The organism is Alsobacter ponti (genome assembly GCF_024294805.1).
Taxonomy (GTDB): Bacteria; Pseudomonadota; Alphaproteobacteria; order Rhizobiales; family Beijerinckiaceae; genus Alsobacter; species Alsobacter ponti.
The window spans coordinates 221,561-248,437 of sequence record NZ_JANCLU010000001.1 but is presented as its reverse complement, the minus strand read 5'-3'; the positions used below and the strand labels follow the sequence as shown (position 1 = coordinate 248,437).

General features: G+C 70.0%; 28 protein-coding genes. 11 read left to right on the top strand and 17 right to left on the bottom strand.

The genetic code is table 11. From position 1 onward, the window contains the following. Nucleotides 1-47 precede the first annotated feature (47 nt). From NK718_RS01240 to NK718_RS01200, 9 genes are all read right to left on the bottom strand, one after another. On the bottom strand, nucleotides 48-860 hold the full coding sequence (locus tag NK718_RS01240; RefSeq protein ID WP_254737769.1) for a c-type cytochrome: 813 nt from the start codon (nucleotides 858-860) through the stop codon (nucleotides 48-50). After that, the gene (locus NK718_RS01235) at nucleotides 857-2,479 is read right to left on the bottom strand and encodes a b(o/a)3-type cytochrome-c oxidase subunit 1 (protein ID WP_254737767.1); all 1,623 of its coding nucleotides are present in this window, start codon (nucleotides 2,477-2,479) and stop codon (nucleotides 857-859) included. The genes NK718_RS01240 and NK718_RS01235 overlap by 4 nt, the downstream gene beginning before the upstream one ends. Further along, on the bottom strand, nucleotides 2,469-3,032 hold the full coding sequence (locus NK718_RS01230) for a cupredoxin domain-containing protein (protein WP_254737765.1): 564 nt from the start codon (nucleotides 3,030-3,032) through the stop codon (nucleotides 2,469-2,471). The genes NK718_RS01235 and NK718_RS01230 overlap by 11 nt, the downstream gene beginning before the upstream one ends. A 7-nt stretch (nucleotides 3,033-3,039) precedes the next feature. Further along, complete coding sequence (locus tag NK718_RS01225) at nucleotides 3,040-3,210, bottom strand: hypothetical protein (RefSeq protein WP_254737764.1); 171 nt, start codon at nucleotides 3,208-3,210, stop codon at nucleotides 3,040-3,042. A gap of 4 nt (nucleotides 3,211-3,214) precedes the next feature. After that, nucleotides 3,215-4,480, bottom strand: a complete 1,266-nt coding sequence (locus NK718_RS01220) for a c-type cytochrome (RefSeq protein ID WP_254737762.1) — start codon at nucleotides 4,478-4,480, stop codon at nucleotides 3,215-3,217. Further along, nucleotides 4,477-5,142, bottom strand: a complete 666-nt coding sequence (locus NK718_RS01215; protein ID WP_254738210.1) for a c-type cytochrome — start codon at nucleotides 5,140-5,142, stop codon at nucleotides 4,477-4,479. Before NK718_RS01215 ends, NK718_RS01220 begins: the two co-directional genes overlap by 4 nt. Nucleotides 5,143-5,397: 255 nt before the next feature. Beyond that, on the bottom strand, nucleotides 5,398-6,024 hold the full coding sequence (locus NK718_RS01210) for a 2OG-Fe(II) oxygenase (RefSeq protein WP_254737760.1): 627 nt from the start codon (nucleotides 6,022-6,024) through the stop codon (nucleotides 5,398-5,400). A gap of 168 nt (nucleotides 6,025-6,192) precedes the next feature. Beyond that, entirely contained in the window at nucleotides 6,193-6,783 is a 591-nt protein-coding gene (locus NK718_RS01205; RefSeq protein ID WP_254737758.1) for a hypothetical protein, read from the bottom strand. An 88-nt stretch (nucleotides 6,784-6,871) separates the two neighbouring features. After that, entirely contained in the window at nucleotides 6,872-8,182 is a 1,311-nt protein-coding gene (locus tag NK718_RS01200) for an aminotransferase-like domain-containing protein (RefSeq protein WP_254737756.1), read from the bottom strand. 143 nt (nucleotides 8,183-8,325) lie between these two features. On the opposite strand from NK718_RS01200, the gene NK718_RS01195 reads away from it, so the two are divergent. From NK718_RS01195 to NK718_RS01175, 5 genes are read left to right on the top strand one after another with little or no spacing between them, the layout of a single operon-like run. After that, nucleotides 8,326-9,288, top strand: a complete 963-nt coding sequence (locus NK718_RS01195; RefSeq protein WP_254737754.1) for a substrate-binding domain-containing protein — start codon at nucleotides 8,326-8,328, stop codon at nucleotides 9,286-9,288. Next, complete coding sequence (locus tag NK718_RS01190; protein WP_254737752.1) at nucleotides 9,285-10,136, top strand: deaminated glutathione amidase; 852 nt, start codon at nucleotides 9,285-9,287, stop codon at nucleotides 10,134-10,136. Before NK718_RS01195 ends, NK718_RS01190 begins: the two co-directional genes overlap by 4 nt. A 24-nt stretch (nucleotides 10,137-10,160) precedes the next feature. After that, nucleotides 10,161-11,060: an ABC transporter substrate-binding protein gene (locus tag NK718_RS01185; protein WP_254738208.1), complete on the top strand. Its 900-nt coding sequence runs from the start codon at nucleotides 10,161-10,163 to the stop codon at nucleotides 11,058-11,060. Continuing rightward, nucleotides 11,057-11,965 carry an amino acid ABC transporter permease gene (locus NK718_RS01180; protein ID WP_254737750.1) on the top strand — a complete coding sequence of 303 codons (909 nt, stop codon included), beginning with the start codon at nucleotides 11,057-11,059 and terminating at the stop codon, nucleotides 11,963-11,965. The genes NK718_RS01185 and NK718_RS01180 overlap by 4 nt, the downstream gene beginning before the upstream one ends. Nucleotides 11,966-11,967: 2 nt before the next feature. Continuing rightward, nucleotides 11,968-12,771 (top strand): amino acid ABC transporter ATP-binding protein, encoded by an 804-nt coding sequence (locus NK718_RS01175; protein WP_305883663.1) that lies wholly within the window; start codon nucleotides 11,968-11,970, stop codon nucleotides 12,769-12,771. 36 nt (nucleotides 12,772-12,807) lie between these two features. On the opposite strand, the gene NK718_RS01170 is transcribed toward NK718_RS01175, so the two are convergent. Both NK718_RS01170 and NK718_RS01165 read right to left on the bottom strand, forming a co-directional pair. Then, nucleotides 12,808-13,725 (bottom strand): pseudouridine-5'-phosphate glycosidase, encoded by a 918-nt coding sequence (locus tag NK718_RS01170; protein ID WP_254737748.1) that lies wholly within the window; start codon nucleotides 13,723-13,725, stop codon nucleotides 12,808-12,810. 4 nt (nucleotides 13,726-13,729) lie between these two features. Then, nucleotides 13,730-14,842 (bottom strand): carbohydrate kinase, encoded by a 1,113-nt coding sequence (locus NK718_RS01165; RefSeq protein ID WP_254737746.1) that lies wholly within the window; start codon nucleotides 14,840-14,842, stop codon nucleotides 13,730-13,732. Nucleotides 14,843-14,996: 154 nt separating this feature from the next. On the opposite strand from NK718_RS01165, the gene aroQ reads away from it, so the two are divergent. After that, nucleotides 14,997-15,446 carry a type II 3-dehydroquinate dehydratase gene (gene aroQ, locus NK718_RS01160; RefSeq protein WP_254737744.1) on the top strand — a complete coding sequence of 150 codons (450 nt, stop codon included), beginning with the start codon at nucleotides 14,997-14,999 and terminating at the stop codon, nucleotides 15,444-15,446. Nucleotides 15,447-15,461: 15 nt separating this feature from the next. Here aroQ and NK718_RS01155 read toward each other — a convergent pair whose 3' ends face one another. From NK718_RS01155 to NK718_RS01145, 3 genes are read right to left on the bottom strand one after another with little or no spacing between them, the layout of a single operon-like run. Next, on the bottom strand, nucleotides 15,462-16,034 hold the full coding sequence (locus NK718_RS01155; RefSeq protein WP_254737742.1) for a histidine phosphatase family protein: 573 nt from the start codon (nucleotides 16,032-16,034) through the stop codon (nucleotides 15,462-15,464). 25 nt (nucleotides 16,035-16,059) lie between these two features. Further along, the gene (locus NK718_RS01150; RefSeq protein ID WP_254737740.1) at nucleotides 16,060-17,754 is read right to left on the bottom strand and encodes an ABC transporter permease; all 1,695 of its coding nucleotides are present in this window, start codon (nucleotides 17,752-17,754) and stop codon (nucleotides 16,060-16,062) included. Continuing rightward, the gene (locus tag NK718_RS01145) at nucleotides 17,751-18,833 is read right to left on the bottom strand and encodes an ABC transporter ATP-binding protein (RefSeq protein ID WP_254737738.1); all 1,083 of its coding nucleotides are present in this window, start codon (nucleotides 18,831-18,833) and stop codon (nucleotides 17,751-17,753) included. The genes NK718_RS01150 and NK718_RS01145 overlap by 4 nt, the downstream gene beginning before the upstream one ends. A gap of 127 nt (nucleotides 18,834-18,960) precedes the next feature. On the opposite strand from NK718_RS01145, the gene NK718_RS01140 reads away from it, so the two are divergent. Genes NK718_RS01140 through NK718_RS01130 form a run of 3 tightly spaced genes read left to right on the top strand, consistent with a single transcriptional unit; the run spans nucleotide 18,961 to nucleotide 22,114 of the window. After that, the gene (locus NK718_RS01140) at nucleotides 18,961-19,929 is read left to right on the top strand and encodes an extracellular solute-binding protein (protein ID WP_254737736.1); all 969 of its coding nucleotides are present in this window, start codon (nucleotides 18,961-18,963) and stop codon (nucleotides 19,927-19,929) included. Nucleotides 19,930-19,937: 8 nt separating this feature from the next. After that, nucleotides 19,938-20,933, top strand: a complete 996-nt coding sequence (locus NK718_RS01135) for a protein phosphatase 2C domain-containing protein (protein WP_254737734.1) — start codon at nucleotides 19,938-19,940, stop codon at nucleotides 20,931-20,933. Between the two features lie 32 nt (nucleotides 20,934-20,965). Next, nucleotides 20,966-22,114: an amidohydrolase/deacetylase family metallohydrolase gene (locus NK718_RS01130; RefSeq protein ID WP_254737732.1), complete on the top strand. Its 1,149-nt coding sequence runs from the start codon at nucleotides 20,966-20,968 to the stop codon at nucleotides 22,112-22,114. A gap of 18 nt (nucleotides 22,115-22,132) precedes the next feature. Here NK718_RS01130 and NK718_RS01125 read toward each other — a convergent pair whose 3' ends face one another. Beyond that, the gene (locus NK718_RS01125; protein ID WP_254737730.1) at nucleotides 22,133-22,540 is read right to left on the bottom strand and encodes a hypothetical protein; all 408 of its coding nucleotides are present in this window, start codon (nucleotides 22,538-22,540) and stop codon (nucleotides 22,133-22,135) included. Nucleotides 22,541-22,812: 272 nt separating this feature from the next. Between NK718_RS01125 and NK718_RS01120 the strand changes: the two genes are divergently transcribed. Continuing rightward, nucleotides 22,813-23,988 (top strand): zinc-dependent alcohol dehydrogenase, encoded by a 1,176-nt coding sequence (locus tag NK718_RS01120; RefSeq protein WP_254737728.1) that lies wholly within the window; start codon nucleotides 22,813-22,815, stop codon nucleotides 23,986-23,988. 14 nt (nucleotides 23,989-24,002) lie between these two features. Then, nucleotides 24,003-24,596 (top strand): hypothetical protein, encoded by a 594-nt coding sequence (locus tag NK718_RS01115; protein WP_254737726.1) that lies wholly within the window; start codon nucleotides 24,003-24,005, stop codon nucleotides 24,594-24,596. Between the two features lie 9 nt (nucleotides 24,597-24,605). On the opposite strand, the gene NK718_RS01110 is transcribed toward NK718_RS01115, so the two are convergent. Together NK718_RS01110 and hutU are read right to left on the bottom strand one after the other, a co-directional pair. Continuing rightward, on the bottom strand, nucleotides 24,606-25,187 hold the full coding sequence (locus NK718_RS01110) for a HutD/Ves family protein (RefSeq protein ID WP_254737714.1): 582 nt from the start codon (nucleotides 25,185-25,187) through the stop codon (nucleotides 24,606-24,608). Next, nucleotides 25,184-26,860 (bottom strand): urocanate hydratase, encoded by a 1,677-nt coding sequence (gene hutU / locus NK718_RS01105; protein ID WP_254737712.1) that lies wholly within the window; start codon nucleotides 26,858-26,860, stop codon nucleotides 25,184-25,186. Before hutU ends, NK718_RS01110 begins: the two co-directional genes overlap by 4 nt. Nucleotides 26,861-26,877 lie beyond the last annotated feature (17 nt).

Below are 26,877 nucleotides of genomic sequence, written 5' to 3'. Positions count from 1 at the left end.
CGCGTGACCGCGCTTGCCGGCCGCCTGAGGACGATGGCGCGCGAAGCTCAGTTCGTGTGAATCGTCGTCGACGGCTGGGAAGCGTACCACTCGGACGCGAGCTGGATCTCCTCCGGCGTCATGCGCCGCGCGATGTTGCGCATCTGCTGGCTGATGTCGTTGCGCCGCTCGCCGGAGGCGAAGGCGAACAGCTGCGCCTTCACGTAGGCGGCCGGCTGGCCCTCAAGCCAGGGGCTGCCCGTCTTGTTGTCGAGCGCGCCGTGGCACGACCCGCACGGGGCGATGCCGCGCATGGGCGCGCCGTTGATAACGATGCGCGGCGCGGGCTTCTCCTGCACCGGATGGTAGCCCGGCAGTCGCGGCAGGAACGCGTAATACGACGCGAGGTCCTGCATGTCGCGCTCGGAGAGGTCCTTCGCGAACGGGGTCATCACGGCGTTGACGCGCGCGCCGGTCTTGAAGTCCATCAGCTGCTTGTAGATCGCCGCCGCGTATTGACCGGCGAGGTTGGGCGAATCCGCGCGGCTGACGCCGGTGGGCCCGTGGCAGATGGCGCATTGCTGCGCCAGCGTCGCGCCTCGCCCGATGGCGTCGGGAGCCGGCGTGGCGGGAAGCGCCGAGGTCACCACGACCTTGGTGAGCCTTGCGTCGGGCTCCGCCGGGGCTTGCGCCGAGGGCGTGCGCACCACACCGGCGGCGCTGCAGATCGCGTCCCAGAGGCCGGCGACCTTCAGGTCCGGCTGCGCGTAGGGCAGCAGCACGAAGCCGCCCAGCGCGGTCGCCACGAAGATGCCGGCGGTGACGCCGACGGCGCGCCGGAACCAGGCGTTGCGGGGCGAAAGGACGCTGTCCTCGCTCATGGGTCCGCTCCCACGTAGACGGCCGGCACCGAGGTGTCCTGCCGCAGCGCGAGCTGCGCGATGGGGAAGCCGTAGTTCGTCACCGTCAGGCCTACCATCAGCGCGATCCACAGCGCGTAGCTGTTGAGCGCCGGCGTCAGCACCGGCGGATGCAACGCGGCGGCGAAGCGGTACGCGCCGGCGTCCTCCCGCGGGGCCCGCTGCGCCCGCAGGAGCACGAGGATGAACAGCAGGCCTGAGGCGAGCAGGATGAAGCCTCCGACGGCGGACAGCGCGACCGAGAGGGCCTGCGGCGCGATGGCGGGATCGGCGTAGTCGTAATACGCCATTCGCCGTGGCATCCCGAGAATGCCGACCCAGTGCCACGGGAAGGTCGTCACGATCATGCCGACGAACCACAGCCACAGCTGCACGCGCATCAAGCGCAGGTCGCGCATCGCGCGGCCCGTCAGATGCGGCCACAGGTCGTAGGCGATGGCGAAGTACATGATGACGATCGCGCCGCCGAAGATCAGGTGGAAGTGCCCGGTGATCCACTGCGTGTTGTGGATCGAGGAATCGAGCTGGTAGCTCATGTTGACGAGGCCTCCGGCGCCGCCGAAGCCGAGCATCACGAACGAGAACGCCACCGCCATCATGATCGGGTTCGACCACGGCAGCGCGCCGATCCAGCCGAACGGCCCGCGCCCGCCGCGCATGCGGGCGGCGATCTCGACCGACGCGCAGATGGTGAAGACGGTGAGCAGCGTCGGCAGCGCCACAAGCGCCGTGAAGGCCGAGTGGATGAACTTGAAGCCCGCGCCGACCTGCGGGTCGGCGAAGGTGTGGTGCATGCCGATCGGCATCGCCACGACCAGGAACAGGATGAACGAGATCCGCGCCATCGTGTCGCTGTAGATCTTGCCGCCGATGGCCCGGGGCACGATCGTGTAGTAGGCGATGTAGGTGGGCATCAGCCAGAAATAGACGATGGCGTGCAGCGTCCACGAGAAGAAGACGCGCGACAGCCCGGCGTCGATGGTCGAGCGCAGGCCGAAGGCGACCGGCAGGATCTGCAGCAGCAATTCCAGCGCCGCGCCCACCGCGGTCCACGCCCAGAGATATGAGCCCGCGACATTGGCGAACATCGGCAGCGGCACGGCGACGCCGGGATTGTCCCGCTTCCAGACGCGCAGGTTGATCGACATGAGGGCGACCCAGATCCAGGAGCCCACCACGACGAGCACGATGCCGAGATAATAGAAGGGGTTGCCGATCAGCGGCGGGTAGAAGGTGTAGAGCACCGAGGCGCGGCCGAGCGCCACGGGGATCATCGCCATCACCGCGCCGACCGCGATCAGCCAGAAGCCCGCCCAGGCCCACCGCCTTCCGACCAGCGGCCGGCCGAGCGAGACCTCGCTGATGGCGTAGCCGAAGCCCATCGCCACCAGCGTGGGGAAGACGTAGCCCATGACCGTGCCGTGGGCGGTCAGCGACCGGTAGTACCACTCGGGATTGCTGATCCAGGTGTGCAGGGGGCTGCGCACGAACATCTGCCACGCGCCCAGCACCAGCGCGAAGCCGAACACGGCGAACGCCAGCCAGAAATGCGCGAGGATCAGCCTCCGGCTAGTCAACACAGGCGACCCTCCTGTTGCCGGCGCTCATCCGCAGGAACTCGTCGCGGGTGACGACCTTCACCTTGGCCCACATGCCCTCGTGCCCGACGCCGCAGAACTCCTGGCAGGGCATCAGGTGGTCGCCGGTCCGGCTGAACCGCGCCGGGATCTGCGAGACGTAGCCCGGCACGAGCATGGTGTTGACGTTGGTGCCCTGGATGAGGAAGCCGTGCACGACGTCCGGGCTCGTTGCGCGGAACAGCACGGGCGTGTCGACGGGCACGACCATGCACTGCGGCGTGAAGCTGTATTGCTGGCCGACCGCGCGCACCGTCACCGAGCCGTCCGGCTCCGCCGCGCTTCCGAGATTGGCCTCGGTGAACTCGCCGGAAAGGTGGATGGTCTGCGGCTCGACGGTCTCGACCCGGGCCTGCGGCATGGTCGCCTTGTGAATGCCGGCGAACGCCGCCGCGCCGGCGAGCACGACGATGATGGCGATCGACAGCGTCGCCCAGCGCCGCTCCACGCGCTCGGCGACCCGCGCCGCGTCGATGTCGTGGTCTTCGACCGTCATGTCGCACTCAACTCCGGGGCAGGAACACGAACAGGTAGAAGGCGAGCCAGCAGGCCAGCACGATCACGGTGGCGACGCCCGCGAGCGCGATGGCGCCCTTGGGGCCCGCGCGCACGATGGCGCCGATCTCGCGGTCGTCGGCGTCGTCGCGGTCGCGCAGCGGCGGCGAGTTCAGCATGGCGTCAATCCAGTGGCGCGGAGCGAAGCTGGTTGGCCTCGGCGGCGGCCACGGCCGCGCCGCGGTTGCCCCACGAGGTCCGGATATAGGTGACCACCGCCGCGACCTCGTTGTCCGACAGCGTCTGCGCGAAGGGCGGCATGCCGTAGGGGCGCGGGTTGCCCGCCGTGCCCGGCGGGTAACCGCCGTTCAGCACCATGCGGATCGCGTTGACCGCCGACGACATCTGGATCGACTGGTTGTCGGCGAGCGGCGGATAATGCGGCGGCTTGCCCTGCCCCTGCGCGCCGTGGCAGGCGGCGCAGTGCTGGTCGTAGACCGTCTTGCCCAGCGACAGCAGCAGGCTGCTCTCGCTACCCGGCACGCTCGAGACGGCGGGCGGCGGCGTCTCCTGGCCGAGGCTCTTGAGGTAGACGGCCATCGCCCTCGTATCCTCGGCGGTGAGGTATTGCAGGCTGTTGTAGGTCACCTCCGCCATCGGCCCGTACACCGCGCCCCGCTTCGAGACGCCGGTGCGCAGCAGGTCGGAGATCTCCTCGATGGTCCAGTCGCCGACGCCGGCCTCGCGGTTGGAGGTCAGCGAGGGCGCGTACCAGTTCTGCATCGGGATGAGGCCGCCCTGGAACGCCTGCGACTCCGTGTTGCCGCCGAGCGCGTTGATCGGCGTGTGGCACATGCCGCAATGGCCGAGTCCCTCGACAAGATAGGCGCCGCGGTTCCATTCGGCCGACTGGCTGGGGTCCGGCTTGAATTCGCCCTCGCGGAAGAACAGCGTGCGCCAGCCCAGGATCAGCTGACGGTTGTTGTAGGGAAATTTCAGGTCGTGCGGGCGGTTCGGCTGCCGGATGGCTGGCACCGACATCAGGAAGGCGTAGATCGCGTCGCTGTCGGCCCGCGTCACCTTGGTGTAGGAGCCGAACGGCATGGCCGGGTAGAGAAGGCCGCCGTCCGGCGACCGGCCGGTGTGCATCATCTGGTAGAACTGGTCGGCGGTCCATCGCCCGATGCCGGTCTCCGGATCGGGCGTGATGTTCGAGGTGAACAGCGTGCCGAACGGCGTCGGCATGGGCCGGCCGCCCGCGAAGGTGCGGCCCTCGGGGGCGGTGTGGCAGGCGATGCAGTCGCCGGCGCGGGCGAGGTACTCGCCCTTCGCCAGAATGGCGGCGTCGGGCTTCGGGGCGCCGTTGGTCTGCGCGCCGGCGACGCCGGCGAGGAGTGTCGCGGCGATTACACCGGCGACGCGCAGCGCGAGGTGGCGGAGGCCTGTCATTGCGGCTGGCTCCCGCAGGCGAACGGCAGCGCGTAGGTGCCCTGGGGAACGGACCGCCGCTCCGCCGGCGCGGGACGCGACGACAGCCACGCGGCGATGGCGGTCACGTCGGCCTCGGTGAGGTGGCCGGCCACGACCTGCATGCAGTCGGGCGAAAGAGCCGTGCGCGTGCCGTAGCGCCACGCGCCGAGCTGGGCGCTGATGTAGTTGGGGCGCAATCCCAGCAGGCCGGGAATCCCCGGCTCCATGCCGGTCAGATTGGGGCCGTGGCAGCTCGTGCAGGCCGGGATGCTGCGCGTGGCATCGCCCTGCGTGACCAGCGTGCGCCCGGCGTTCAGGGCGTCCTCCGCGACGGCCGGAACGGAAGGCGGCGGCAGCGGCGGATTGAGGCTGGCGAAGTAGTCCGCCATTTCCTTCAGGTACTCGGGCGGCAGGAACGCCAGCAGGTAGTTCATCGGCGGGTAGCGCCGCCGGCCGTTCCGGAAGGCGATGAGCTGGTTGTAGAGATAGCCGGAAGGCTTGCCCGCCAGCCGGGGGAAATAGGGGTCGCGCGTGCCCTCGCCCTGCGCGCCATGGCACGGGGCGCAGGCCAGGACGCGTTCGGCCATCGTATCGGGCGGGCTCTCGGGAGATTGGGCGCGCGCCGGAAGAACGCTCGCCATGGCCAGCAGGGCCAGCGCGGCCACATCGCGGGTTTTCAGCTCGCCCTCCTCCGGCTGCGACGCTGTGACGCGAACGTGATCGCACCGGGGTTGGTTCCCCGTCCGAAGCCCGTGAATTGAGATCGAAGGCAGGCCGCCCCGCGCGACCAATGTCAGCGGGGACAGGGCCCGAACCCGTGGCCGCGCGACTCCACGAGACGGCGCTGAGCGACTGCCGGCTCGTCCTGATACGTTCGCGCCCTGCGGGCGAGGCGGCTAGGAGAAAATGCGCTTTAGCAGCTTGGAGAAGCTGTTGCGGCGCTTCTTGCGCTCGAGTTCCTCGGCGTCCGTCACCCAGGCCGTCTGGACCACGCGCCGCTCGCCCGTAAAGGGTTTGTGGCCGTGCCACGAATTCTCGCCGCGAAGGAAGCCGAACACGGTTCCCATGGTGGGCGGAACCTCGCAGGCGTAGGGCTCGAAATGCGTGCCGTCATAGAGCACGCGCAAGCGCCCGTCCTCCGAAGCGTCCCACGAGTCGTTCATGTAGACGAGCAACGTCATCACCTTGCTCGGCCCGTCGGTGTGGATGCGGCCGTCATTGCCCTGCGAGAGCCGGCGCACGGTCGTCAGCCGCGGAAAGCGGTGCAGGTCCATGCCGAAGCGCTTCGACAGCACTTCGGTGAGGTCCGGGCTTTCCATTTCGTCGATGAGTTGCTTGAAGCTGCCGGCCAGTTCGATGTCGTCGACGGTGAGGTATCCGGCCTTCTTGATCGGCGGATAGTCGCGCCGGAGATCGTCGATCTTGTCCTCGCGGATGAAGCCCGAGCCCAGGAAGTGTGGATAGGGCTCCTTCGAGAACTGGCTCTCCCGAATGGCGTCGGGGTTGAGGATGGACAACGTCATCGAGCGCTCCGATTCTTTCCCCGCCCAATAAGTTAGCAACTCATAGGATTAAGGCCGGAGCTTCTCAAGAACGCAACGTCATTTACCCATTTACCGATTGGTAAATGGGCGCCGAGCGCGCGCCAACGGCGCGGGCGCTACGGCCGCACGCATCTGCAAGATGCGCTCCTACGGATCGTCGACGGTGACCCGCGAGGTCGTGATCTGGTCGTCCTTGCGTTCGGCGGTCAAGGATACGACGCGGCCCGGCAGGAGGTCGGCGACCGCGCCTTGGGCGAAGACGAAGATCTTGCTTTCCGGCGTGATCGCGATGGACTTTTCCCCGCCCTTGTAGGTCAGGCGCATCGCCTTTCCGTCCACGGAGTCGACGGTCTCCGCGATCGTCGCGTTGGTCATCGTGCCCTCGGGGAACACATCGAAGGGCCGGTGCCCCTCCCCGACGCCACGCTGGCTGGCCGGGAAGATGAAGATCTCGACCGCCTTCAGCGTGTCCCCCGAACCGGGCACCGCCGCGACGCCCACGAAGTCCTGCGGATGGATGGCGTCGATGCCGACGCGCACGCGACGCCCGACGGTCACGCCGGGGGCAAGCTGGAGCGTGACGTCTCCGCCGTCCCGGGAGCGAACGATGAGGGTCGTCGGGTCGGCGCTCACGATCACGCCGCGCAGCCGGGCGGATTGCGCGTTGGCGGCCGTCGCCGCGAGCATCAGGAGTCCGGCGAGGACGAGCGTCTTGCGGGCGAAACGGTGCGGCGTCATGGGCTTGCTCCGAAGGATGCCGCCGCATCCTCGTCCCGCGCGGCCCGCTCGGCCAGCCCCCCGCACGAAGCTGTGATCGAAAGGCGCGTCAGTAGGCCGGCCCCGCGTCGCTGACGGCGCGCAATGCCGCCTCGGGCGACACCAGCGCCAGCGCGTCGGCCAGTTCGGACACGTCCTCCGGCAGGCGACTGGTGGCCACGCGGACGAAGTCGCCGGGGTGCGCCAGGAACTTGCTCCCGGGCTCCACCGCAAAGCGCCGCGCCGCCAGGGTCAGAACGGCGAACTGCTCCGAAGCGACGGGCAGCCAGAGCGAGAGGCCGTCCTCGTCGGCCGGCGACATGCCGCGCTCCCTCAACGCCGCGATCAGGCGCCGCCGACGAACCGCGTAGGTGCTCCGCGCGCGTTCGACCAGGTCTTCCGTCTCCCGGTCCTCGATAAGCCAGGCCGTCGCCGCCTGCAGGAGACGGCTTGTCCAGCCCGCGCCGAAGCTTCGATAGGCCTGGATGCGCTCGACGATCGGCCGCGGCCCGGACAGCACCGCGACGCGCAGGTCCGGGCCGAGCGATTTCGAATAGGAGCGGATATGGACCGTCCTGTCGGGCAGCACCGAACCGAGGCTGGCGGCGGGGCGGGAGGAGATGTCGCCGATGCCGTCGTCCTCGATGACGAGAGTGTCGTGGCCGCGCAGCAGGACCGCCAGTTCATGCCAGCGGGACGGACTGACGCCGCAGCCTGTCGCGGAGTGCGTCCGCGGCTGGAACAGGAACACGCTGGGCTTGCGCGCCAGCGCGGCCGCCAGCGCGTCGGGCCGGGGCCCCTCGGCGTCGCAGGCCACCGGCGCGATCTGCGCCCGCGAATGTTCGGCGATGTCCAGCAGGCGCAGCGCCGTGGGATCCTCGATGGCCAACGTCGCGCCCGGCATCACCAGCGCCTGGATCGCCGCGTGCACGGCCTCGTAGCCGCCATTGGTGGCCAGGAACGCCTCCGGCCGGTAGGGCCAGCGCGCCTGGACGGCCGCCTCCAGAGCCGGGACGATGGGCGCGCGGGCGTAGCTGTTGAGATCGTCGACGGCACTGGCGCGGGCCATCGCCTCGCCGAGCGGCGGCAGGAGCGCGGGGTCGGGCACGGCCAGGGTCAGGTCGAGCACGCCGTGGCCCGAACGGTTCATTTCGGCGAAGCGCAGCGGGCGCGGCGTCGGCTTGTCCCCGCTCACCCACATGCCGGTGCGCCCGCGCCCGCTGACGACGCGGTACTGCCGCAGCTCGCGCCAGGCGGTCGAGACCGTGGCGGGGCTGACCCCCAACGCGTGCGCGAGGTCGCGCACCGGGGGCAGGCGCGTCCCCACCGGCACGGCGCCCGAGCGGATCAGCGCGCTCATGCCGATGGCGATGCCGCGCATCGTGCGGTCCCGCAGCCTCGACGCGAACCATGCCGCATCCAGAGAGTCGTTTTGTTCAGTAACATCATTCATGTTGCGCATTGTAAAATGAACATTACGCTTCATGCCAGCACATTGGTTCTGGGCATGAGGATGACCGCCGCATGAAGATCCGCCTCGCGGTCCGCGACTGGGATTTCCTGACGCCGCTGCTGCTCGGCGACGTGCGGGCGGAAGGGTTCGATCTCGAACTCGACCGCGTCGCCGCGCTCCCGGACGATCTGCCCAACGATCCGCGTTACGACGGCTCGGAGATGTCGCTCAGCCGTTACAGCCTCGGCAAGGCGCGCGGCGAAAGCGCCATCGTCGGCTATCCCCATTTCCTGATGCGGGCGTTCCGCCATCGCTGCATCATCACCCGCCGCAACGGCGAGCTCACGACCATCGCGGACCTCCGGGGCAAGACGATCGGCCTCGCCGGCTGGCAGGACTCCGGCAACACCTGGACGCGCGCCATCCTGCGCCGGGAAGGCATCGGCATCGAGGACGCGCAATGGCGCATCAGCCGCCTGCTGCCCAGCCACCCCATCGTCGACCGGCTGGGCGGATATGGCCGTCCCGGGCTGGTCGAAACCATCGCCGACGACACGCCGCTGCTGCCGCTGCTGGAAGCCGGCCGGCTCGACGCGGTGTTCATGCCCTTCATGCCGCCGGGCTTCTTCGGCGAGGCGAGCCCGTTCCGGCAGCTCCTGCCGGACTTCCGCCAGCAGGAGGTCGCCTACTTCAACGACGTCGGGTACGTGCCCGGCATCCACCTGCTGGGGTTGAAGGCGAGCTTCGTCGAGGCGAACCCCGGCGCGGCCGAGGCCGCCGCGGCGGCGCTCGACAAGTCCTGGGCCGTCTGGGCTGAAAAGCGGCTGCGCTACGCGGACACGACGCCCTGGTTGCTGGACGAGTTGCGCCAGGTGGCCCACGATCTCCCCGAGGACTGGGCGCAGAACGGCTACCGCGCCAACCTGCGCATGCTGGGCGACTTCTGCACGGAATTGACCGCCCAGGGCCTCACGGGAGCCAGGCTGACGCCGCAAGAGTTGTTTCCCCAGTTCGCGCAGGAGGCGCAACAATGACCGGAATTCCTGGCAAGGGCGCCGTCAAGGTCGCGCTCGGGCAGTTCGCCGTCGCCAAGGTCTGGCAGGAGAACGCCGAGACCTGCGTCGACCTGATCCGCCGCGCCATCGCGGAGCGCGCCAGCCTGCTCGTCTTACCCGAGGGCATCCTGGCGCGCGACATCGCCGACCCCGACATCGTGCTCAAGTCGGCGCAGCCGCTGGACGGGCCGTTCGTCACCCGCCTCGCCGAGGCGACCCGCGGGTCCGACATCACCGTGATGCTGACCATTCACACGCCGAACGGCGCGGGGCGGGTCCACAACGTGCTGATCGCGCTGCGCGACGGCGAGATCGTCGCGGCCTACCGCAAGCTGCACCTTTACGACGCCTTCTCCGCGAAGGAGTCCACCAACGTCCAGCCGGGCGACGACGTGCCGCCGCTGGTCGAGGTGGCCGGTCTCAAGGTCGGCCTGATGACCTGCTACGACGTGCGTTTCCCGGAGCTCGCGCGCCGGCTGGCGCATGACGGCGCCGACGTGCTCGTGCTTCCCGCCGCCTGGGTCAAGGGCCCGCTGAAGGAGCACCACTGGACCGTCCTGGTGACGGCCCGCGCCCTGGAGAACACCGCCTACGTCGTCGCCGTCGGCGAATGCGGCGAGCGGAACATCGGACATTCGATGGTCGTCGACCCGCTCGGCGTGGTCACGGCCAGCGCCGGCGAGGCGCCGGCCCTCGTCTTCGCCGAAATCGACCCGGCGCGCATCGCGCATGCCCGCGCGGTGCTGCCCGCCCTCGCCAACCGGCGGTTCGCGCGGCCGGAGCTGGCGAACCGGGACGCCAACCAGCTGCCCGACGCGGCAGAGTAAAGGAGAAGCTCAATCATGTTGCGCATGTCGACGAACCTCGCCGCCTCCGCCCTGACCCTGGCGATTGCGCTGGCGGCCGCGCCCGCGCTGGCGCAGCAGCCCCAGGCCAAGATCCCCACGCAGAAAGTGGACGAGGCGCTGCGCGCCCGCCTGCCGGAGGCCATCCGCAAGGCCGGGGCGATGACGGCGGTGAATTCCGGCTCGTTCCCGCCCTACGAAATCGTCTCCGACACCCGCACCATGACCGGCGCGAGCGCCGATCTGTCGGACGCCCTCGGTGAACTGCTGGGCGTGAAGATCAACCACGAGACGGTCAACGGCCTGGCCGGCATCCTGGCCGGCATCAAGTCCGGGCGCTACCAGCTCGCCATCGGACCGATCGGCGACTTCCCGGACCGCCAGCAGGCCAACGATTTCGTCGACTTCGTGAAGGAATACGTGGTCTTCGCGGTGGCGAAGGGCAATCCGAAGAAGATCAACGAGCTCAGCGACGCCTGCGGCACGAAGGTCGCCGTGATGGCCGCGGGCTCCGCCGAGCGCGTCATCAAGGCGCAGGCCGAGCGCTGCGAGAAGGAAGGCAAGCCGAAGCTCGAGGTGCAGTCCTATCCCGACCAGCCGACCTCGATCCTCTCCGTCCGCTCCGGGCGCGCCGACGCGTTCTTCTCCTCACAGGCCCCGCTGACCTATTTCGTGCAGCAGGCGGACGGCCAGCTCGAGCTGGCCGCCACGGGCAAGGCCAACGGCTTCGACGACCTCTACCAGGGCAGCGTCGTGCCGAAGGACTCCGAGCTCGGGAAGGTCGTGCTCGACGGCTACAAGAAGCTCTTCGAAAACGGCGCCTACGCCGCGATCATGAAGAAGTGGGGACTGGAAGGGAACATGATCCCCGCCCCCGGCCTGAACCTCGCCAAGCCGAAGTCATGAGCGCGGCCGTCCAGCCCGTCCTCGCCGACGCCCGCGACGTGTCGCGGGCGCACCGGCCGTTCCCGATCGGCCGCATCGCGCTGTGGGCGATCGTGGTCGGGGTGTTCGCGCAGGCGTTCTGGGCGATAGCCCACAACAAGAACTTCGAGTGGCATGTCGTGGCCCAGTGGTTCACGGCCGACTCGATCCTGCGCGGGCTGGGCGTGACTTTGGGCCTGACCGTGGTGTCGATGGTGATCGGCACCGCGATCGGCCTGCTGTTGGCGATGGGGCGCCTGTCGGAGGATCCCCTGCTGCGCTCGCTCTCGGCGCTGTACATCTGGTTCTTCCGGGGCACGCCGCTGCTGGTGCAGCTGCTGTTCTGGTACAACATGTCGACGCTGTTCCCGACGATCTCGATCGGCATTCCGTTCGGCCCCACCTTCGCGTCCTGGCCGACCAACGATGTCATCACGCCGCTCACCGCCGCCATCGCCGGCCTGTCGCTGAACGAAGCCGCCTACATGGCCGAGATCATTCGTGGCGGCCTTCTCTCGGTCGACCGCGGCCAGTACGAGACGGCCGACGCCTTCGGCATGACGCGGTGGCGGGCGCTGCGCCGCATCATCATCCCGCAGGCCATGCGCTCCATCGTGCCCCCGTCCGGCAACCAGCTCATCTCGATGATCAAGGCGACCTCGCTGGTCAGCGTCATCGCCATGGGCGACCTGCTCTATTCAGCCCAGGCTGTCTACAACCGCACCTTCGAGGTGATCCCGCTGCTGATGGTCGCGGTGCTCTGGTATCTGCTGGTGACGTCCATCCTCAATGTCGGGCAGAGCGCCATCGAGCGCTATTACGCCAGGGGCGAGCGCGGCGCCGCCTCCCGGACCCCGGCGCCGACCGTGGCGGGAGAGACGCTATGACGATGACCGGCCTGTCGCGCGCCAGCCTGGCGCCGGACACCGTCGCCGCCCCGCTGGTGCGCGCGCGTAACGTCCACAAATCGTTCGGCGCCAACGAGGTGCTGAAGGGCATCGACCTCGACGTCGGCCAGGGCGAAGTGGTGGTGATCCTGGGGCCGTCCGGCTCCGGCAAGTCCACTTTCCTGCGCTGCATCAATCAGCTCGAGAAGATGGACCGGGGATCGATCGAAGTCGCCGGCGAGCAGATCGGCTATGAGCTGCGCGACGGACGCCTGCTCGCCCTGTCGCCGCGCGCCGTGGCGCGCCAGCGCCGCCGCATTGGCATGGTGTTCCAGCAGTTCAATCTCTATCCGCACATGACCGTGCTGCAGAACGTGGTGGAGGCCCCCATCGGCATTCACGGCGTTCCGCGCGCCGAGGCCGAAGCCTACGCGATGGAGTTGCTCGTCAAGGTCGGATTGCCGGAGAAGGCGCACGCCTATCCGCGCCAGCTCTCCGGCGGCCAACAGCAGCGCGTCGCCATCGCCCGCGCGCTGGCCATCAAGCCCCGGCTGATCCTGTTCGACGAGCCTACCTCGGCGCTCGACCCGGAGCTGGTGGGCGAAGTGCTGGAAACCATGCGCGGCCTCGCCGACCAGGGCCTGACGATGATCGTCGTGACCCACGAGATTGGCTTCGCGCGCGAGGCGGCGGACCGCGTCGTGTTCATGGACGGCGGGGTCGTCGTCGAGCAGGGCCGACCCGAGGACGTGCTCGTCAATCCGCGCCAGCCCCGGACCCGCGCCTTCCTCGCCCGGGTGATTTGAGCGACCGCGAGGCCGGGCCCGCGGATCCGCCTGCGCTCAGCCGAGGGCGGCGAGGGCGACCGCGATGCGCGCGGCGAGATTGGCGTTGTTCTTCACGAGCGCAATGTTGGCCTTGAGGCTCTCGCCCGCCGTCAACTCGTTGATGCGCTGGAGCAGGAACGGGGTCAGCGCCTTGCCGGCGACGCCGAGGCGTTCCGCTTCCCGCACGGCCGATGCGATGGTCGCCTCGATGGCGGCGGCGTCCAGAGCGTCCTCGGCCGGGATCGGATTGGCGATCAACAGGCCCGTCCCCGCCCCTGTCGCCCGGTGCAGCGCGACCGCGCGCGCGATCTGTTCCGGCGTGTCGAGGCGCTGTCCGGCCTTCTGGCCGCTGCCGCGCGTGTAGAAGGCCGGGAACTCGTCGACGCCGAAGGCGATCACCGGTACGCGCTGCGTCTCCAGCACTTCCAGCGTCTTCGGAATGTCGAGGATGGCCTTGACGCCCGCGCAGACGACGGCGGTGGGCGTGCGGCCGAGTTCCGTCAGATCCGCCGACACGTCGAAGGTCTGTTCCGCGCCGCGATGCACGCCGCCCACGCCGCCCGTGGCGAAGACCTTGATGCCGGCCCGCTCGGCCAGCAGCATCGTCGCGGAAACGGTCGTGCCGGCGGACTCGCCGCGCACGATCATCGTGGCGATATCGCGGGACGACGCCTTGCCGGCGGAGCGGTCGGCCGCCAGCGCCTCCAGTTCCCACTCGCCGAGGCCCACCGTCGGCACGCCATGGATCAGCGCGATGGTGGCCGGCGTCGCGCCCCGGGCTCGCACCACGGCTTCCACCGCGCGGGCCATCTCCAGGTTCTGCGGGGCCGGCAGGCCGTGCGTGATGATGGTGGATTCGAGCGCGACGACGGGCCGGCCGTCGGCCAGCGCCGAGGCGACCTCGTGGCCGACGGTGAAGGGGAATGCGGTCATGATCTCAGTTTCCGGCGGGTTGGGGGACGCGGTCCAGTGAGGCGGCGAGCAGAACCGGCGACAGGTCCGGCAGGACGGTGGACCGGCTCTCCGTCGTCAACGCCGCCAGCACCGCGCCTGCGCGAACGGCGTCGACGAGCGTCTCGCCCGCCAGCAGCCGGGTGAGCGTGGCCGCGACGAGGGCGTCGCCCGCGCCTGTCACGTCGACGGGGCTCGCGGGCGCGCTCGGGACTTCGGCGACGTCCTGCCCGGCGGCGACACAGGCGCCGGCGCTGCCGCGCGTCAGCACCACCGCCTCCGCGCCACGCTTCACGAGCGCCGAAGCGGCGGCGCGGGCACGCGGCGACCCGCCGAGCAGGGCGCGCGCCTCGTCGAGATTGACGAACAGCAGGTCGATGCCGCGCAGGTCTTGCGGCAGCCGGCGCGCTTTGGGGGCCGAGACCGCGTTGACGGCCAGCTTGAAGCGGGCCGCGTGCTTGCGCGCGATCACCGCCGCGATGACGTCGCCCGGCAGGTTGCAGTCCAGGAAGACCCAGGCCGACGCGGCGATCCGGGGCCACGCCCGGTCGATGTCGGCGACGCTGAACAGGTCGAACACGCCCATGTCGGCGACGCCGACGACGAGGTCGCTGTCGGGGCCGAGAACGGCGACATATTCAGCCGTCCGCTGCCCGCGTGCCGTGACGACGCCCGAGCCGTCGACGCCGACGCCGCGCAGGTGCTCCAGCAGGTCGCGGCCGGCCTCGTCGTCGCCGATGATCGACACCAGCGAGGCGGCGACGCCGAGCCGGGCCAGGTTCTCCGCCACGTTGCGCGCCACGCCGCCGAACGCGCGGCAGCCCGAAACCGGGTTCGACGTGCGCGGCTCGATCGGCACGGCAGAAGCGTATTTCCGGTCGAGCACCGCGCCGCCGATGCAGGTGACGCGCCCGGCCTCCGGCAGCACGTAGCCGCGCCCGAGGATGCGCCCCTTCTGGATGAGCGAGACGATGTGGGCCGCCACGGTGGAGCGCGCCAGCCCCAGCGCCGTCGCGATCTCCTGCTGGCCGGCGAAGGGATTGGCCGCGATGGCGTCGAGCACCGCCCGCTCCTGCTGACCCAGTTCAATCGAAGCCATGCCCGCGTTCTCCGTCGCGGCGATTAGATAACAAAAGACGCCTTTGTCAACAAGTGTTGGTTTCGTGCTGGACGCGTCGCGACCGCCGACGGCGGAGGTGACGCCGGGCGGCGCGGCGCATAAGATCGCGCCGCCCAACCCATCGGAACCCGACATGAGCCGCCTCGTCCTCGTCCTCAACGGTCCCAACCTCAACCTGCTGGGAAAGCGACAGCCCCACATCTACGGTCACGAGACCCTGGCGGACGTCGAGGCGGACTGCCGGCTTCTGGCCGGCGAGCTGGGCCTGGAGCTCCGCTTCCACCAGAGCAATCGCGAATACGAACTGATCGACTGGATCCACGAGGCGCGCGAAACGGCGGGCGGCATCGTCATCAATCCCGCCGCGTTCACCCACACCTCGGTGGCGATCCTCGATGCGCTGCACATGTTCGAGGGGCCGGTGATCGAGGTGCATATCTCGAACGTCCACAAGCGCGAGGCCTTCCGGCATCACTCCTACGTGTCGCTGCGCGCGGACGGGGTCATCGCCGGGCTCGGCACGATGGGATACCAGCTCGGCCTGCGCCGCGTCGCCCAGCTCCTCGACCAGGCCAAGGCGTAAGGCGTCGGAGGCGGCCTAAACGGGGGCGATCACCCGCCAGCCGTGCAGGACGCGGCGTGTCGCCACGTCGAAGCTCCAGTAATGGCCCTGGAAGGGCGAGTCGTAGCCGCGGCTGATCTCGACGCCCAGGTAGCGGCAGAGCAGCAGCGCGCCGACGCCGCCATGCGCCACGAAGGCGACGTCGCCCTCCGGCGGCGTTCGCAGCACGTCGTCCACAGCCGCCGCGACGCGCGCCTGCGCGTCGATGGCCCGCTCCCAGCCGCGCACGCTCTCGTGCGGACGCGCGAAGAACGCGTCCGCCGTCGCCTGGAATTCCGGCGGCGGCAGGTAGCCGGTGGCGCTGCGGTCGTTCTCGGCCAACCCCGGATGGACGTGCACCGGCAGGCCGAAGCGCGCGGCCAGCACGCCGCCGGCCTCGATCGCCTTCGCCTCGTCGCTGGCCCACACGGCGGCGATGTCCGTGCCGGCCATCGTCTCGGCGAAGGCGCGCATGCGATGGATGCCCTTGTCGCTCAGATGCCAGCGCGGCACCGGAACGGCCGGGTCGATGACGACTTCCGGATGGGTCACGAAATGGGCGACGGGCACGACGGCATTCTCCCGCGACGACGGCCTAGAGAAGCGAGCTCTGCTTGCGGCCCGACAGAAGGAACGCGCCGGCCACCGCCGCCACCGTCAGCACGAGCAGGATGCTCGACAGCGCCGAGGCCAGCCCGTACTCGCCGTCCAGCACCGCGAGATAGATGCGCACCGGCATCGTCACCGTGCTGCCGACATAGAGCACGAGCGAGGACGACAGCTCGTTCATCGCGGTGACGAGGCTCATCAGCGCGCCGGCCAGGATGCCCGGCCCGATCAGCGGCACGGTGACGCGCAGGAAGGCGCGCGCCGGCGAATAGCCGAGGCTGATCGCCGCCTCCTCGAGGCTCGGGCTGAGCTGCTTCAGGGCGGCCGCCGCCGAGCGCGCCGAGTAGGGCAGCCTGCGGATGAAGACGGCCATGACGATGACGAGGCCGGTGCCGGTGAGCTCCAGCGGGGGACCGTTGAACCGCGTGATGATGGCGATGCCCATCACGATGCCGGGCACGACGTAGGGCACCATCAGCATGCCGTCGAGGGCGGCCGTCGCCGGCTGCGGGCGGCGGCTGACAAGGTAGCCGATGAGCGTGCCCGCCACCACGATGGCGAACACCGAGGCGCTGGAATAGACCAGCGTGTTCCACACCGGCGTCGACACGGTCGAGATCACGCGCTCGTAGCTCTGCAGGCTCACGCCGGGCTGGAATACCGGCCCGCTCGTGCGGCGGAACGAGAAGATCACGGCGGTGATCGCGGGCAGCGCGCCTACCAGGACGATGGCGTAGGCGACGACGTGCAGCGCCACGCCGCGCCAGCCCGTCGCCTCGCGCACGAACGGCTTGCGCATCAGATTGCCGGCGTAGACGTCCCGCCGCGTCACGCGCCGCTGCAGCAGCACCAGGGCCATCGACAGGCCGATCAGCACCATGCTCAGCGCCGAGGCCATGCCGGGATTGCCGCCCATCTCGGTGCCGAACAGCATGAAGGCTTCCGTCGCCAGCACGTTGAAGTCGCGCCCGATCAGCCGTGGCGTGCCGAAGTCGGCGATGGACAGCACGAAGGTGAGCAGCGCGGCCGCCGTGATCGACGGCAGGATGAGCGGGAACGTCACCTTGAACAGGCGGCGCAGCGGCGACAGCCCCAGCCCCTCGGCGGCTTCCTCCACCGAGCGGTTCACCGCCCCCAGCGCGCCGGAGGTGATGAGGAAGACGTGGGGAAAGAACTTGAACGCGAAGACGAGGATGACGCCCGTCGCGCCGTAGATGGTGGGGATGTCGATACCGACAGAGGCGAGACCCTGCCGCACCACCCCGTTGGCGCCGAACAGCACGATCCACGCATAGGCCCCGATGAACGGCGGCGACACCAGCGCCACCACCGCCAGGATCTGGATGAGCACCCGGCCGCGAATGCGGAAGCGCGTGGTGACGAGCGCCAGCGTCACGCCCAGCACGAGCGCCCCCGCCATGCCGCCGAGCCCGGCGAGCAGCGTGTTGCCGATGGCGCGGCGATAGGAGCGCAGCGTGAAGACGTCGATGTAGTTGGTGAGCGACAGCGCCCCGGTGTCGTTGTCGCGGAAGCTCGCCATCAGCACCGACCACAGCGGCCAGATCAACAGCAGCGCGACGATGGCCCACGCGCCGACCAGCACGAGAATCCAGGGGTCGAACCCCCGGCGCGCCGTTCCGCCGCCGAAGGCCCGCGACAGCGCTCCCCCCGCGCCCTTCACGTCGCGGCCCCGAACGGCGTTGCGTCGCCCTCGGCGGTGAACAGCACCACCTTGTCGTAGGGCAGCGCGATCGCGATGGTGCGGCCCTCGACATCCAGCAATTCGCGGGTCGGGTCCGCCACCTGCGCCACGATCTCGCCGACCGGCGTGCTCAGCGTGTAGTGCGCCTCGCGCCCCAGGAAGGTGATCTTGCGCACCGCCCCTTCGAGGCGGATCGCGCCGCGCGCGTCGCCGTCGGTCGGGGCGCCCACCACCACGTTTTCCGGACGGATCGCCAGCTGGAAGCCGTCCCGCGCCGGCGCGGCGACCGGCAGCGTCAGCGGGCCGATGCGGACGCGTCCCCCGTCCGAGTCGGCGGCGACGAAGTTCATGGTGCCGACGAAGGCCGCCGCGAAGCGCCGACGGGGCGCGCGGTAGACCTCGAACGGCGTGCCCACCTGCTCCACCACGCCCCGGTCCATCACGCAGATGCGGTCGGAGATCGCCAGCGCCTCCTCCTGGTCGTGGGTGACGTAGATGGTGGTGATGCCGAGCCGCTTCTGGATGTCGCGGATGTCCTCGCGCAGGTCGACGCGCAGCTTCGCGTCGAGGTTGGACAGAGGCTCGTCCATCAGCAGCAGCTTGGGCCGGATCGCCATGGCCCGGGCGAGCCCGACGCGCTGCTGCTGGCCGCCGGAGAGCTCGGAGGGCAGGCGCTGGCCGAGGCCTTCGAGCCGCACCATGCGCAGCCCCTCGTCGACCCGGGCGCGCACGTCCGCGTCGCCCATGCGCCGGGCGCGCAGCCCGAAGGCGATGTTCTCGGCCACCGTAAGGTGCGGGAACACCGCGTAGTCCTGGAACACCATGCCGATGTCGCGCTTGTGCGCCGGCCGGGCGTCGATGCGGTCCCCGTCGACGACGATCTCGCCGGCGTCCTGCCGCTGGAAGCCGGCGATGATGCGCAGCAGGGTCGTCTTGCCGCATCCGCTCGGCCCGAGCAGCGTGAAGAACTCGCCCGACTCGACCGTCAGGTCGACGCCCTTGAGGACGCGAACGTCCCCGAAGCTCTTTTCAATGGTCCTGATGTCCAGACGCGACACGCGGGCTCTCTCTCGTCGTGCGGGGATGCACGGGGACCGCGGCCAAGCCGCTGTCACACTTTACAAATGACTGTCACAATGCACGATGCTCGCCGCGTCGGGCAAGAACATCCAAAGGGAGCGAATGATGAAAAAGGCAGTGCTGGCGGGCGTCGTTCTCGCGGCGTTCGCGACGGGGGCCCTCGCGCAGGAAAAGCGCGTCACCGTCTACACGGCCCACAACACCAGCATCGTCAACGCGCTGCAGCCGCGTTTCGAGAAGGAGACCGGCATCAAGCTCGATGTCGTCAAGGCGGGCTCGGGCGACATCATCAAGCGCGTGCGCGCCGAGGCGTCCGCGCCCAAGGCCGACGTGATCTGGAGCATCGGCGGCGAGTCGCTGGAGGACAACAAGGACCTTTTGGCGACCTACCAGCCGAAGGAAGCCGCCGTCCTCAACCCGGCCTACAAGGTGAGCCCCGAGTGGCTGCCCTACACGGGCATCCTGGCCGTATTCGCGGTCAACACCAAGCAGCTCAAGCCGGCCGACTACCCGAAGACCTGGAAGGACCTCGCCGACCCGAAGTGGAAGGGCAAGATCTCCTCCGCGCGGGCCGATTCGTCGGGCTCGTCGTTCCAGCAGCTGGCGACCGTGCTGCTCGGCTACGGCGACAAGGGCTGGGACGTCTACAAGGGCATCCTGGCCAATTTCGCCCTGTCGGACAGCTCCGGCGCGGTGGTGCGCTTCGTCAACGATGGCGAGGCGCTGGTCGGCATCACGCTCGAGGACAACGCGCTCGAATACGTGCGCAACGGCGGCAACGTGGCGATCGTCTATCCCGAGGACGGCACCTCGACCGTGGCCGACGGCATCGCGCTGGTGAAGGGCGGGCCGAACCCGGATAACGGCAAGGCCTTCATCGACTGGCTGCTCTCGAAGCCCGTGCAGGAGATCCTGGTCGCCGAGATCGGACGCCGCTCCGTGCGCACGGACGTCAACGCCACCGGCCTCAAGCCGATGAACGAGATCAAGCTGATCAACTACGACATGAAGACGGTGGCGCAGAACCGCACGGCCTGGCTCAACGCCTGGAAGAAGGCGCTGGCGGACCGCTGAGGTCCATCATGCTCCTGGAAGCCTTCACCCAGGCCAAGGACCCTCGGGCGCCTCAGGCCAACGAGGATCGTTTCGTCGTGCTGCCCGGGCGCGCCTACGCCGTCATCGACGGCGCTACGGCGCGCACCGGCGCGCGCTATGACGGCATGCTCTCGGGCCAGTACGCCGCGGCCACGGTGGAGGCGGCGCTGGAGCGCATCCTGAGCGCGCCGGGCGCGCCGCTCGACGACGGCATGGCCGTCGTGCGCGCCCTGACGCGGGCCCTGCGCGAGGGCTACGAACGCCACGGCATGGCCGAGCGCGCCCGACACGAGCGGCACAACCGCTTCTCGGCGACGCTCGCCCTCGTCACGCTGCACGACGGCGTCGCCGACGTGACGCTCGTCGGCGACAGCGGCGTGCGGCTCGGCGGGCGGGTCGTGCAGGTGGAGAAGGACCTCGACCTCATCACCTCCACGCTGCGCCAGCAGGCCTGGCCGATCATCGGCGAAGTGACGCAGGACCCGGACTTGCGCGAGAAGCTGTCGCGCCAGATCGCCTGGCACGGCACGTCGCAGGTTCCGGAACTCGGGCTCGCGCCGCACCTCGACACGGCGCATCTGGCGCGCATCGAGGAGCGCGCCCTGGCCGCCAACGCCGAGCGCCTGCCGCACGCGCCGCGCGCCGACATCGAGAAGCTCGTGCGCGGCGGCATCGTCAACGCCCAGGGCGACTACCAGAACGAGAGCGACGAGGCGCTCGGCTATTCCTGCCTCGACGGCTTCGACGTGCCGGAACGCCTCGTCCACCGCGAGCAGGTCGCGCTCGACGGCGTCGACGCCATCGAACTCTTCACGGACGGCTATTTCGCGCCGGGCGAGGGCTTCGGCGTCGCCGCGTGGGAGGACGCGTTCCGCCGCGTCGAACGGGAGGACAGGGAGAAGGTGCGGCTGCATCTGTCGCCCAAGGGCTCGACCCGCCAGGCCTTCGCGGACGACCGCACCTATCTCGGCGTGCGCTTCTGAGCGCCCGACGCCTCACCCCGGAGACGCCCGTCATGACAAACGACCTCATCCTGCGCGGCGGCCACGTCGTCGACCCGTCCCAGAAGCTCGACGGCGTGATGGACGTCGCGTTTTCCGGCGGAAAGGTCGCCGCCGTCGGGCGTGACCTGCGGACCCATGAAGGCGCGACCGTGGTCGACGCCGGCGGATGCATCGTCACGCCGGGGCTGATCGACCTGCACACCCACGTCTATGACGGCGGAACCTCGCTCGGCGTCGACGCCATGCGCCTGTTCCGCGAGGGGGCCGTGACCACGCTGGTCGACACGGGCAGCGCCGGCCCGGGCAACTTCAAGGGGTTCCGCGAGCACGTCATCGAGCGCGCGCCGGTCCGCATCATCGCCTACCTGAACATCTCCTTCGCCGGCATCTACGGCTTCTCGAAGCGCGTGATGGTGGGAGAATCCGGCGACATGCGGCTGATGGCGCCGATCGACACGGTCGAGGTGGCGCGCGCCAATCGCGACGTCATCGCCGGGGTCAAGGTTCGCGTCGGCCGCAACGCCAGCGGCTTCTCCGGCCTCGCCCCGCTCGACATCGCCCGGCAGGCGGCCGAGGAGATCGGCATGCCGATGATGGTGCATATCGACGAGCCGCCGCCCATGCTGCCGGACGTGCTGGCGCGGCTGCGCAAGGGCGACATCCTCACCCACTGCTTCCGGCCGTTCCCGAACTGCGCGGCGGGGCCGGACGGCAAGGTGCTCGACTGCGTGCTGGACGCGCGCGCCCGCGGCGTGATCTTCGACATCGGCCACGGCATGGGCTCGTTCTCCTTCGCCGTCGCCCGCACCATGCTCGCCAACGGCTTCAAGCCGGACTGCATTTCCAGCGACGTTCACGCACTATGCATCGAGGGCCCCGCCTTCGACCTGCTGACCACGATGTCGAAGTTCCTCTGCCTCGGCATGCCGCTCGCGGAGGTGGTCGAGGCCGCGACGCTGGCGCCGGCGCGGGCGCTCGGCCGCGAGGAGCTGGGGACCTTCGCGCCGGGCTCGCCCGGGGACGCGTCGCTGCTGAAGCTGGACTCGGGGCGGTTCGACTATGTCGATTCGGTCGGCGAACGGCTGGTCGGCGAACAGCGCCTCTCGGCCGCCGGCGTCGTGTTCGGCGGCGTGCATCACGCGGCCGGTCGCGCCCGCTGAGGGGGCCGGCCTTTCGGCTCAGGCGCGCTTTCGCGCGGGAACGTCCGGCGGCCGCGCGGACAGGCGCTCGGCGGCCTCCAGGAGCACGCGCTCCAGCTCCCGCCACCGCGTCACCGCCTGCTCATGGGTGGCGCCGAGGCGTGTGGGCAGCACGTAGGTGTGGCCGTCGCGGCGCTGGGTCGTCACCATGCCGACGCTCTCCCACGCCTTGACCTTGCGGATGACGGTGGGCCGGGGCACGCGCGTGCGCTTGGAGATCTCGCTGAAATCCAGCAATTCGCGGTCGATGCGGGCGAGCGTCAGGCAGTTCGCGATACGCACGTGATCGAGGTCGAAATCGTTCTCGAGCAAGATGAACGACATGTCGAGCATCGCCTGCGCGATGACCCTGCGGGTCGGATCGTCCGGCAGCGTGAAGAAATCCATGACCACAACTGGCCTCCCGCCTCCGGACAACCCGGCGCGCGCGCGTCCTGGATACGAAAACGCAGCCACGGCGCGCCCTCGGCAGTATGCGCGGCGGGGGCGCGCTGGCAATAACTCCTTCGAACAAAGCCGCACCCCGGCGCGCGGGCTTGACGGCCGTCAAGACCGAACCAAGCGAACCTCGGTCTGAGCCTTGGGAACAGCCGACCACGCATCGCGTTCAGCTCCACTCGGCGCGCCGCAGGCCGCCCCGGCGCATTCAGGAGAACGCGATGAAAGCCCTCGTCTGGCACGGCAAGGAAGACATACGGTGCGACAGCGTCACCGACCCCGAGATCCAGGATTCGCGTGACGCCATCGTGAAGATCACGAGCTGCGCCATTTGCGGCTCCGACCTGCACCTCTTCCACAACTTCATCCCCGCCATGATGCCGGGCGACATCGTCGGCCACGAGATGATGGGCGAGGTGGTCGAGGTCGGGCGCGGCGTCAACGGCAAGCTGCGCGTCGGCGAGCGCGTCGTCGTGCCCTTCACCATCTTCTGCGGCGAATGCGAGCAGTGCCGCCGCGGCAACTACTCGGTGTGCGAGACGACCAACCGCAACAAGGCGATGGCCGACAAGGTGTTCGGCCACGCCACCGCCGGCCTGTTCGGCTACACCCACCTCACGGGCGGCTATCCCGGCGGGCAGGCGCAATATCTGCGCGTCCCCTACGCCGACACCACGCACATCAAGGTGCCCGACAGCCTCTCCGACGAGCAGGCGCTGTTCCTGGGCGACATCCTCCCCACCGGCTGGCAGGCCGCCGTGCAGTGCGACATCCAGCCCACCGACACGGTGGCCATCTGGGGCTGCGGCCCCGTCGGCCAGATGGCGATCCGCTCGGCCGTGCTGCTCGGCGCGAGGCAGGTCGTGGCGATCGACTGCCTGCCGGAGCGCCTGTCGATGGCGCGCGCGGGCGGCGCGATCACCATCGACTTCGAGGAGGAGAGCGTCGTCGAGCGGCTGAACGAGCTGACGGGCGGCAAGGGCCCGGACAAGTGCATCGACGCCATCGGCATGGAGAGCCATGTCGGGCTGAGCCAGCCAGACACGATCTACGACCGCGCCAAGCAGATGATGATGCTGGAAAGCGACCGCCCGCACGTGCTGCGCGAGATGATCTACGTGTGCCGGCCAGCCGGCGTCATCTCCATCCCCGGCGTCTATAGCGGGCTCGTCGACAAGATCCCGATGGGTGTCGCGATGAACAAGGGCCTGACCTTCCGCATGGGCCAGACCCACGTGAACCGCTGGACCGACGATCTCGTCCGCCGCATCGAGGAGGGGCAGATCGATCCCTCCTTCGTCATCACCCACACCGCGCGGCTCGAGGACGGGCCGGAGATGTACAACGTGTTCCGGGACAAGCGCGACAGCTGCGTCAAGGTCGTCCTCAAGCCGTGAACGGGAGCTCAGCCATGACCTATCTCGCCAACATGTCCCGCAACGAGGGCGACCCGCGCATCCTCTCCACCGGCCCGAGCTCTTTGGGCTCGCAAGACCGCATGGCGCGCGGGCTCGGCTGGTTCAGCCTGGGGCTGGGGTTGGCCGAATTGCTCGCCCCCCACAGCATCACCCGCGCGCTGGGCATGGAAGGCCGCGAGGATCTCGTGCGCGCCTACGGCGCCCGCGAGATCGCCGCCGGCGTCATGTCGCTGTCGGTCGACCGCGAGCTCGGCCTGTGGAGCCGCGTCGCCGGCGACGGGCTCGACGTCGCGACGCTGATGGGGGCAATGCGCGAGGACAACCCGAAGCGCGGCAACGCCGCCGCGGCGCTGGCGCTGGTGCTCGGCGTCACGCTGCTCGACGCGGCGACCGCCGCCAGCCTGCGCGGCAAGACGCGGCGCTCGGGCCGCCCGCGCGACTACGGCAACCGCAGCGGCTATCCGAAGGGGCTGTCCGCCTCGCGCGGCGCGGCTCGCGATCTCGTCAAGCCGGACGACATGCGCGCCGCGCCGGCCGTGACGCCGCCGCCGAGCCGGCCCGAGCCGGCCCACCCGCGTCCCATGTAGGCGCGGGGCTCAGCTCCGCGCCGCCGCCACGATCAGCGCGACGAGGCAGCCTCCCGGGGCGGCCTCGACGCTCCAGTCGGGCCAGCGCCCGTCCTCGGCGACCAGCGTGTCGAGGCGGCGCAGCTCGGGCCCGCCCCGCAGCCGCGCCGTCTCGCCCAGGCAAACGAGCGCCGCCGCGAAGCCGGCGGCCGGCGCGAGCGGGCCCTCGCCATGCAGGAACAGGCGGTGCGCGCAGCGCCCCCGCCGCGTCATCACGTTCAGGGCCGTCACCGGCCCGTCGATCAGGCGCGCGACCGCCGCCGCGCCGCCGTCGAATTCGAACGGTGGAGAGCCCGGCCGCAGCGCGACCGTCCCCCTGCCCTCCACCGTCAGCCGCACGCCCGATCCGTCCAGCGGCGCGAAGCCGCGGTCGACGCCCTGAAGCGTCGAGAACGGACCGTCGGCGGCGATGGTCGCCCGGCTCACGCGCCAGTCGAAATCGTCGAAGCCCGCCCCCACGGGCCCGACCGCGATCTCGACCGTCGTCCCGCGACCGTTCTTCCACGGCGCGGGACGTCCCTCCGCCGCGCGAACCAGGCGGCCGAACGTCATCCCAGGATGCCCGGCAGGTCGAGCCCGTGCCGGCGGGCGCAATCGAGCGCGATGTCGTAGCCCGCGTCGGCGTGCCGCATCACGCCCGTGGCCGGGTCGTTCCACAGCACGCGGCCGACCCGCGCGGCCGCTTCCTTCGTGCCGTCGCAGACGACGACCATGCCCGAGTGCTGGGAGAAGCCCATGCCGACGCCGCCGCCGTGGTGCAGCGACACCCAGGTCGCGCCCGAGGCGCAGTTGAGCAGGGCGTTAAGCAGCGGCCAGTCCGACACCGCGTCCGAGCCGTCGCGCATCGCCTCCGTCTCGCGGTTGGGCGAAGCCACCGAGCCGGAGTCGAGATGGTCGCGCCCGATCACCACGGGGGCCTTCAGCTCGCCGCGCGCCACCATCTCGTTGAAGGCGAGGCCGAGGCGGTGGCGGTCGCCGAGCCCGACCCAGCAGATGCGCGCCGGAAGGCCCTGGAAGTGGATGCGCTTGCGCGCCATGTCGAGCCAGTTGTGGAGATGCGCGTCGTCGGGCAGCAGCTCCTTCACCTTCTCGTCGGTGCGGTGGATGTCCTCCGGGTCGCCCGACAGCGCGCACCAGCGGAACGGCCCGACGCCGCGGCAGAACAGCGGCCGGATATAGGCCGGCACGAAGCCCGGGAAGTCGAACGCGTCCAGCACGCCCTCCTCCTTCGCCATCTGCCGGATGTTGTTGCCGTAGTCGAAGGTCGGCACGCCCTGGCGGTGGAAGTCGAGCATGGCGCGCACGTGCTCCGCCATCGAGGCCCGCGCCGCCGCTTCCACGGCGCGCGGATCGCGCTCGCGCGCCTCCTGCCACTGCGCCAGCGTCCAGCCCTTCGGCAGGTAGCCGTTGATCGGGTCGTGCGCGGAGGTCTGGTCGGTGACGGCGTCCGGACGCACGCCGCGGCGCACCAGCTCCGGCAGCACCTCGGCGGCGTTGCCGAGCAGGCCGACGGACATCGGCCGGCGCTCGCGGCACGACGCCTCCATCATCGCCAGCGCCTCGTCCAGCGTGTTCGCCTGCGCGTCCAGATAGCCGGTGCGCAACCGCATCTCGATGCGGCTCGGCTGGCACTCGACGGCGAGGCACGACGCGCCGGCCATCACGGCGGCGAGCGGCTGCGCGCCGCCCATGCCGCCGAGCCCGGCGGTGAGGATCCACTTGCCCGACAGGTCGCCGCCATAGTGGCGCCGGCCGACCTCCACGAAGGTCTCGTAGGTGCCCTGCACGATGCCCTGCGAGCCGATATAGATCCACGAGCCGGCCGTCATCTGGCCGTACATCATCAGGCCCTTGCGATCGAGCTCGTGGAAGTGCTCCCACGTCGCCCAGTGCGGCACGAGGTTCGAGTTGGCGATCAGCACGCGCGGCGCGTCGGCGTGGGTGCGGAACACGCCCACCGGCTTGCCGGACTGCACGAGCAGCGTCTGGTCTCCGTCCAGCCGCTTCAGCGTCGAGACGATGCGGTCGAAGCTGTCCCAGTCGCGGGCCGCGCGACCGATGCCGCCATAGACGACGAGCTCGCCCGGCCGCTCGGCGACCTCGGGATCGAGATTGTTCATCAACATGCGCAGCGGCGCTTCCGTGAGCCAGGAGCGGGCGCTGAGCCGGTCGCCATGCGCGGCGCGGACGACGCGGGAATTGTCGATGCGCGGATTGAAGGTCATCGGCGTGTCCTCGGGTT

Excerpts from the sequence above, each read along its gene's own strand:
- NK718_RS01205 (WP_254737758.1), bottom strand. The coding sequence starts at position 6,783 with ATGACGCCGCACCGTTTCGCCCGCAAGACGCTCGTCCTCGCCGGACTC.
- NK718_RS01120 (WP_254737728.1), top strand. The coding sequence starts at position 22,813 with ATGAAAGCCCTCGTCTGGCACGGCAAGGAAGACATACGGTGCGACAGC.
- NK718_RS01210 (WP_254737760.1), bottom strand. The coding sequence starts at position 6,024 with ATGACGTTGTCCATCCTCAACCCCGACGCCATTCGGGAGAGCCAGTTC.
- NK718_RS01130 (WP_254737732.1), top strand. The coding sequence starts at position 20,966 with ATGACAAACGACCTCATCCTGCGCGGCGGCCACGTCGTCGACCCGTCC.
- NK718_RS01225 (WP_254737764.1), bottom strand. The coding sequence starts at position 3,210 with ATGCTGAACTCGCCGCCGCTGCGCGACCGCGACGACGCCGACGACCGC.
- NK718_RS01200 (WP_254737756.1), bottom strand. The coding sequence starts at position 8,182 with ATGCGCGGCATCGCCATCGGCATGAGCGCGCTGATCCGCTCGGGCGCC.
- NK718_RS01135 (WP_254737734.1), top strand. The coding sequence starts at position 19,938 with ATGCTCCTGGAAGCCTTCACCCAGGCCAAGGACCCTCGGGCGCCTCAG.
- aroQ (WP_254737744.1), top strand. The coding sequence starts at position 14,997 with ATGAGCCGCCTCGTCCTCGTCCTCAACGGTCCCAACCTCAACCTGCTG.
- NK718_RS01140 (WP_254737736.1), top strand. The coding sequence starts at position 18,961 with ATGAAAAAGGCAGTGCTGGCGGGCGTCGTTCTCGCGGCGTTCGCGACG.
- NK718_RS01180 (WP_254737750.1), top strand. The coding sequence starts at position 11,057 with ATGAGCGCGGCCGTCCAGCCCGTCCTCGCCGACGCCCGCGACGTGTCG.
- NK718_RS01115 (WP_254737726.1), top strand. The coding sequence starts at position 24,003 with ATGACCTATCTCGCCAACATGTCCCGCAACGAGGGCGACCCGCGCATC.
- NK718_RS01240 (WP_254737769.1), bottom strand. The coding sequence starts at position 860 with ATGAGCGAGGACAGCGTCCTTTCGCCCCGCAACGCCTGGTTCCGGCGC.
- hutU (WP_254737712.1), bottom strand. The coding sequence starts at position 26,860 with ATGACCTTCAATCCGCGCATCGACAATTCCCGCGTCGTCCGCGCCGCG.
- NK718_RS01230 (WP_254737765.1), bottom strand. The coding sequence starts at position 3,032 with ATGACGGTCGAAGACCACGACATCGACGCGGCGCGGGTCGCCGAGCGC.
- NK718_RS01175 (WP_305883663.1), top strand. The coding sequence starts at position 11,968 with ATGACCGGCCTGTCGCGCGCCAGCCTGGCGCCGGACACCGTCGCCGCC.
- NK718_RS01165 (WP_254737746.1), bottom strand. The coding sequence starts at position 14,842 with ATGGCTTCGATTGAACTGGGTCAGCAGGAGCGGGCGGTGCTCGACGCC.
- NK718_RS01185 (WP_254738208.1), top strand. The coding sequence starts at position 10,161 with ATGTCGACGAACCTCGCCGCCTCCGCCCTGACCCTGGCGATTGCGCTG.
- NK718_RS01125 (WP_254737730.1), bottom strand. The coding sequence starts at position 22,540 with ATGGATTTCTTCACGCTGCCGGACGATCCGACCCGCAGGGTCATCGCG.
- NK718_RS01220 (WP_254737762.1), bottom strand. The coding sequence starts at position 4,480 with ATGACAGGCCTCCGCCACCTCGCGCTGCGCGTCGCCGGTGTAATCGCC.
- NK718_RS01215 (WP_254738210.1), bottom strand. The coding sequence starts at position 5,142 with ATGGCGAGCGTTCTTCCGGCGCGCGCCCAATCTCCCGAGAGCCCGCCC.
- NK718_RS01110 (WP_254737714.1), bottom strand. The coding sequence starts at position 25,187 with ATGACGTTCGGCCGCCTGGTTCGCGCGGCGGAGGGACGTCCCGCGCCG.
- NK718_RS01190 (WP_254737752.1), top strand. The coding sequence starts at position 9,285 with ATGACCGGAATTCCTGGCAAGGGCGCCGTCAAGGTCGCGCTCGGGCAG.
- NK718_RS01170 (WP_254737748.1), bottom strand. The coding sequence starts at position 13,725 with ATGACCGCATTCCCCTTCACCGTCGGCCACGAGGTCGCCTCGGCGCTG.
- NK718_RS01195 (WP_254737754.1), top strand. The coding sequence starts at position 8,326 with ATGAAGATCCGCCTCGCGGTCCGCGACTGGGATTTCCTGACGCCGCTG.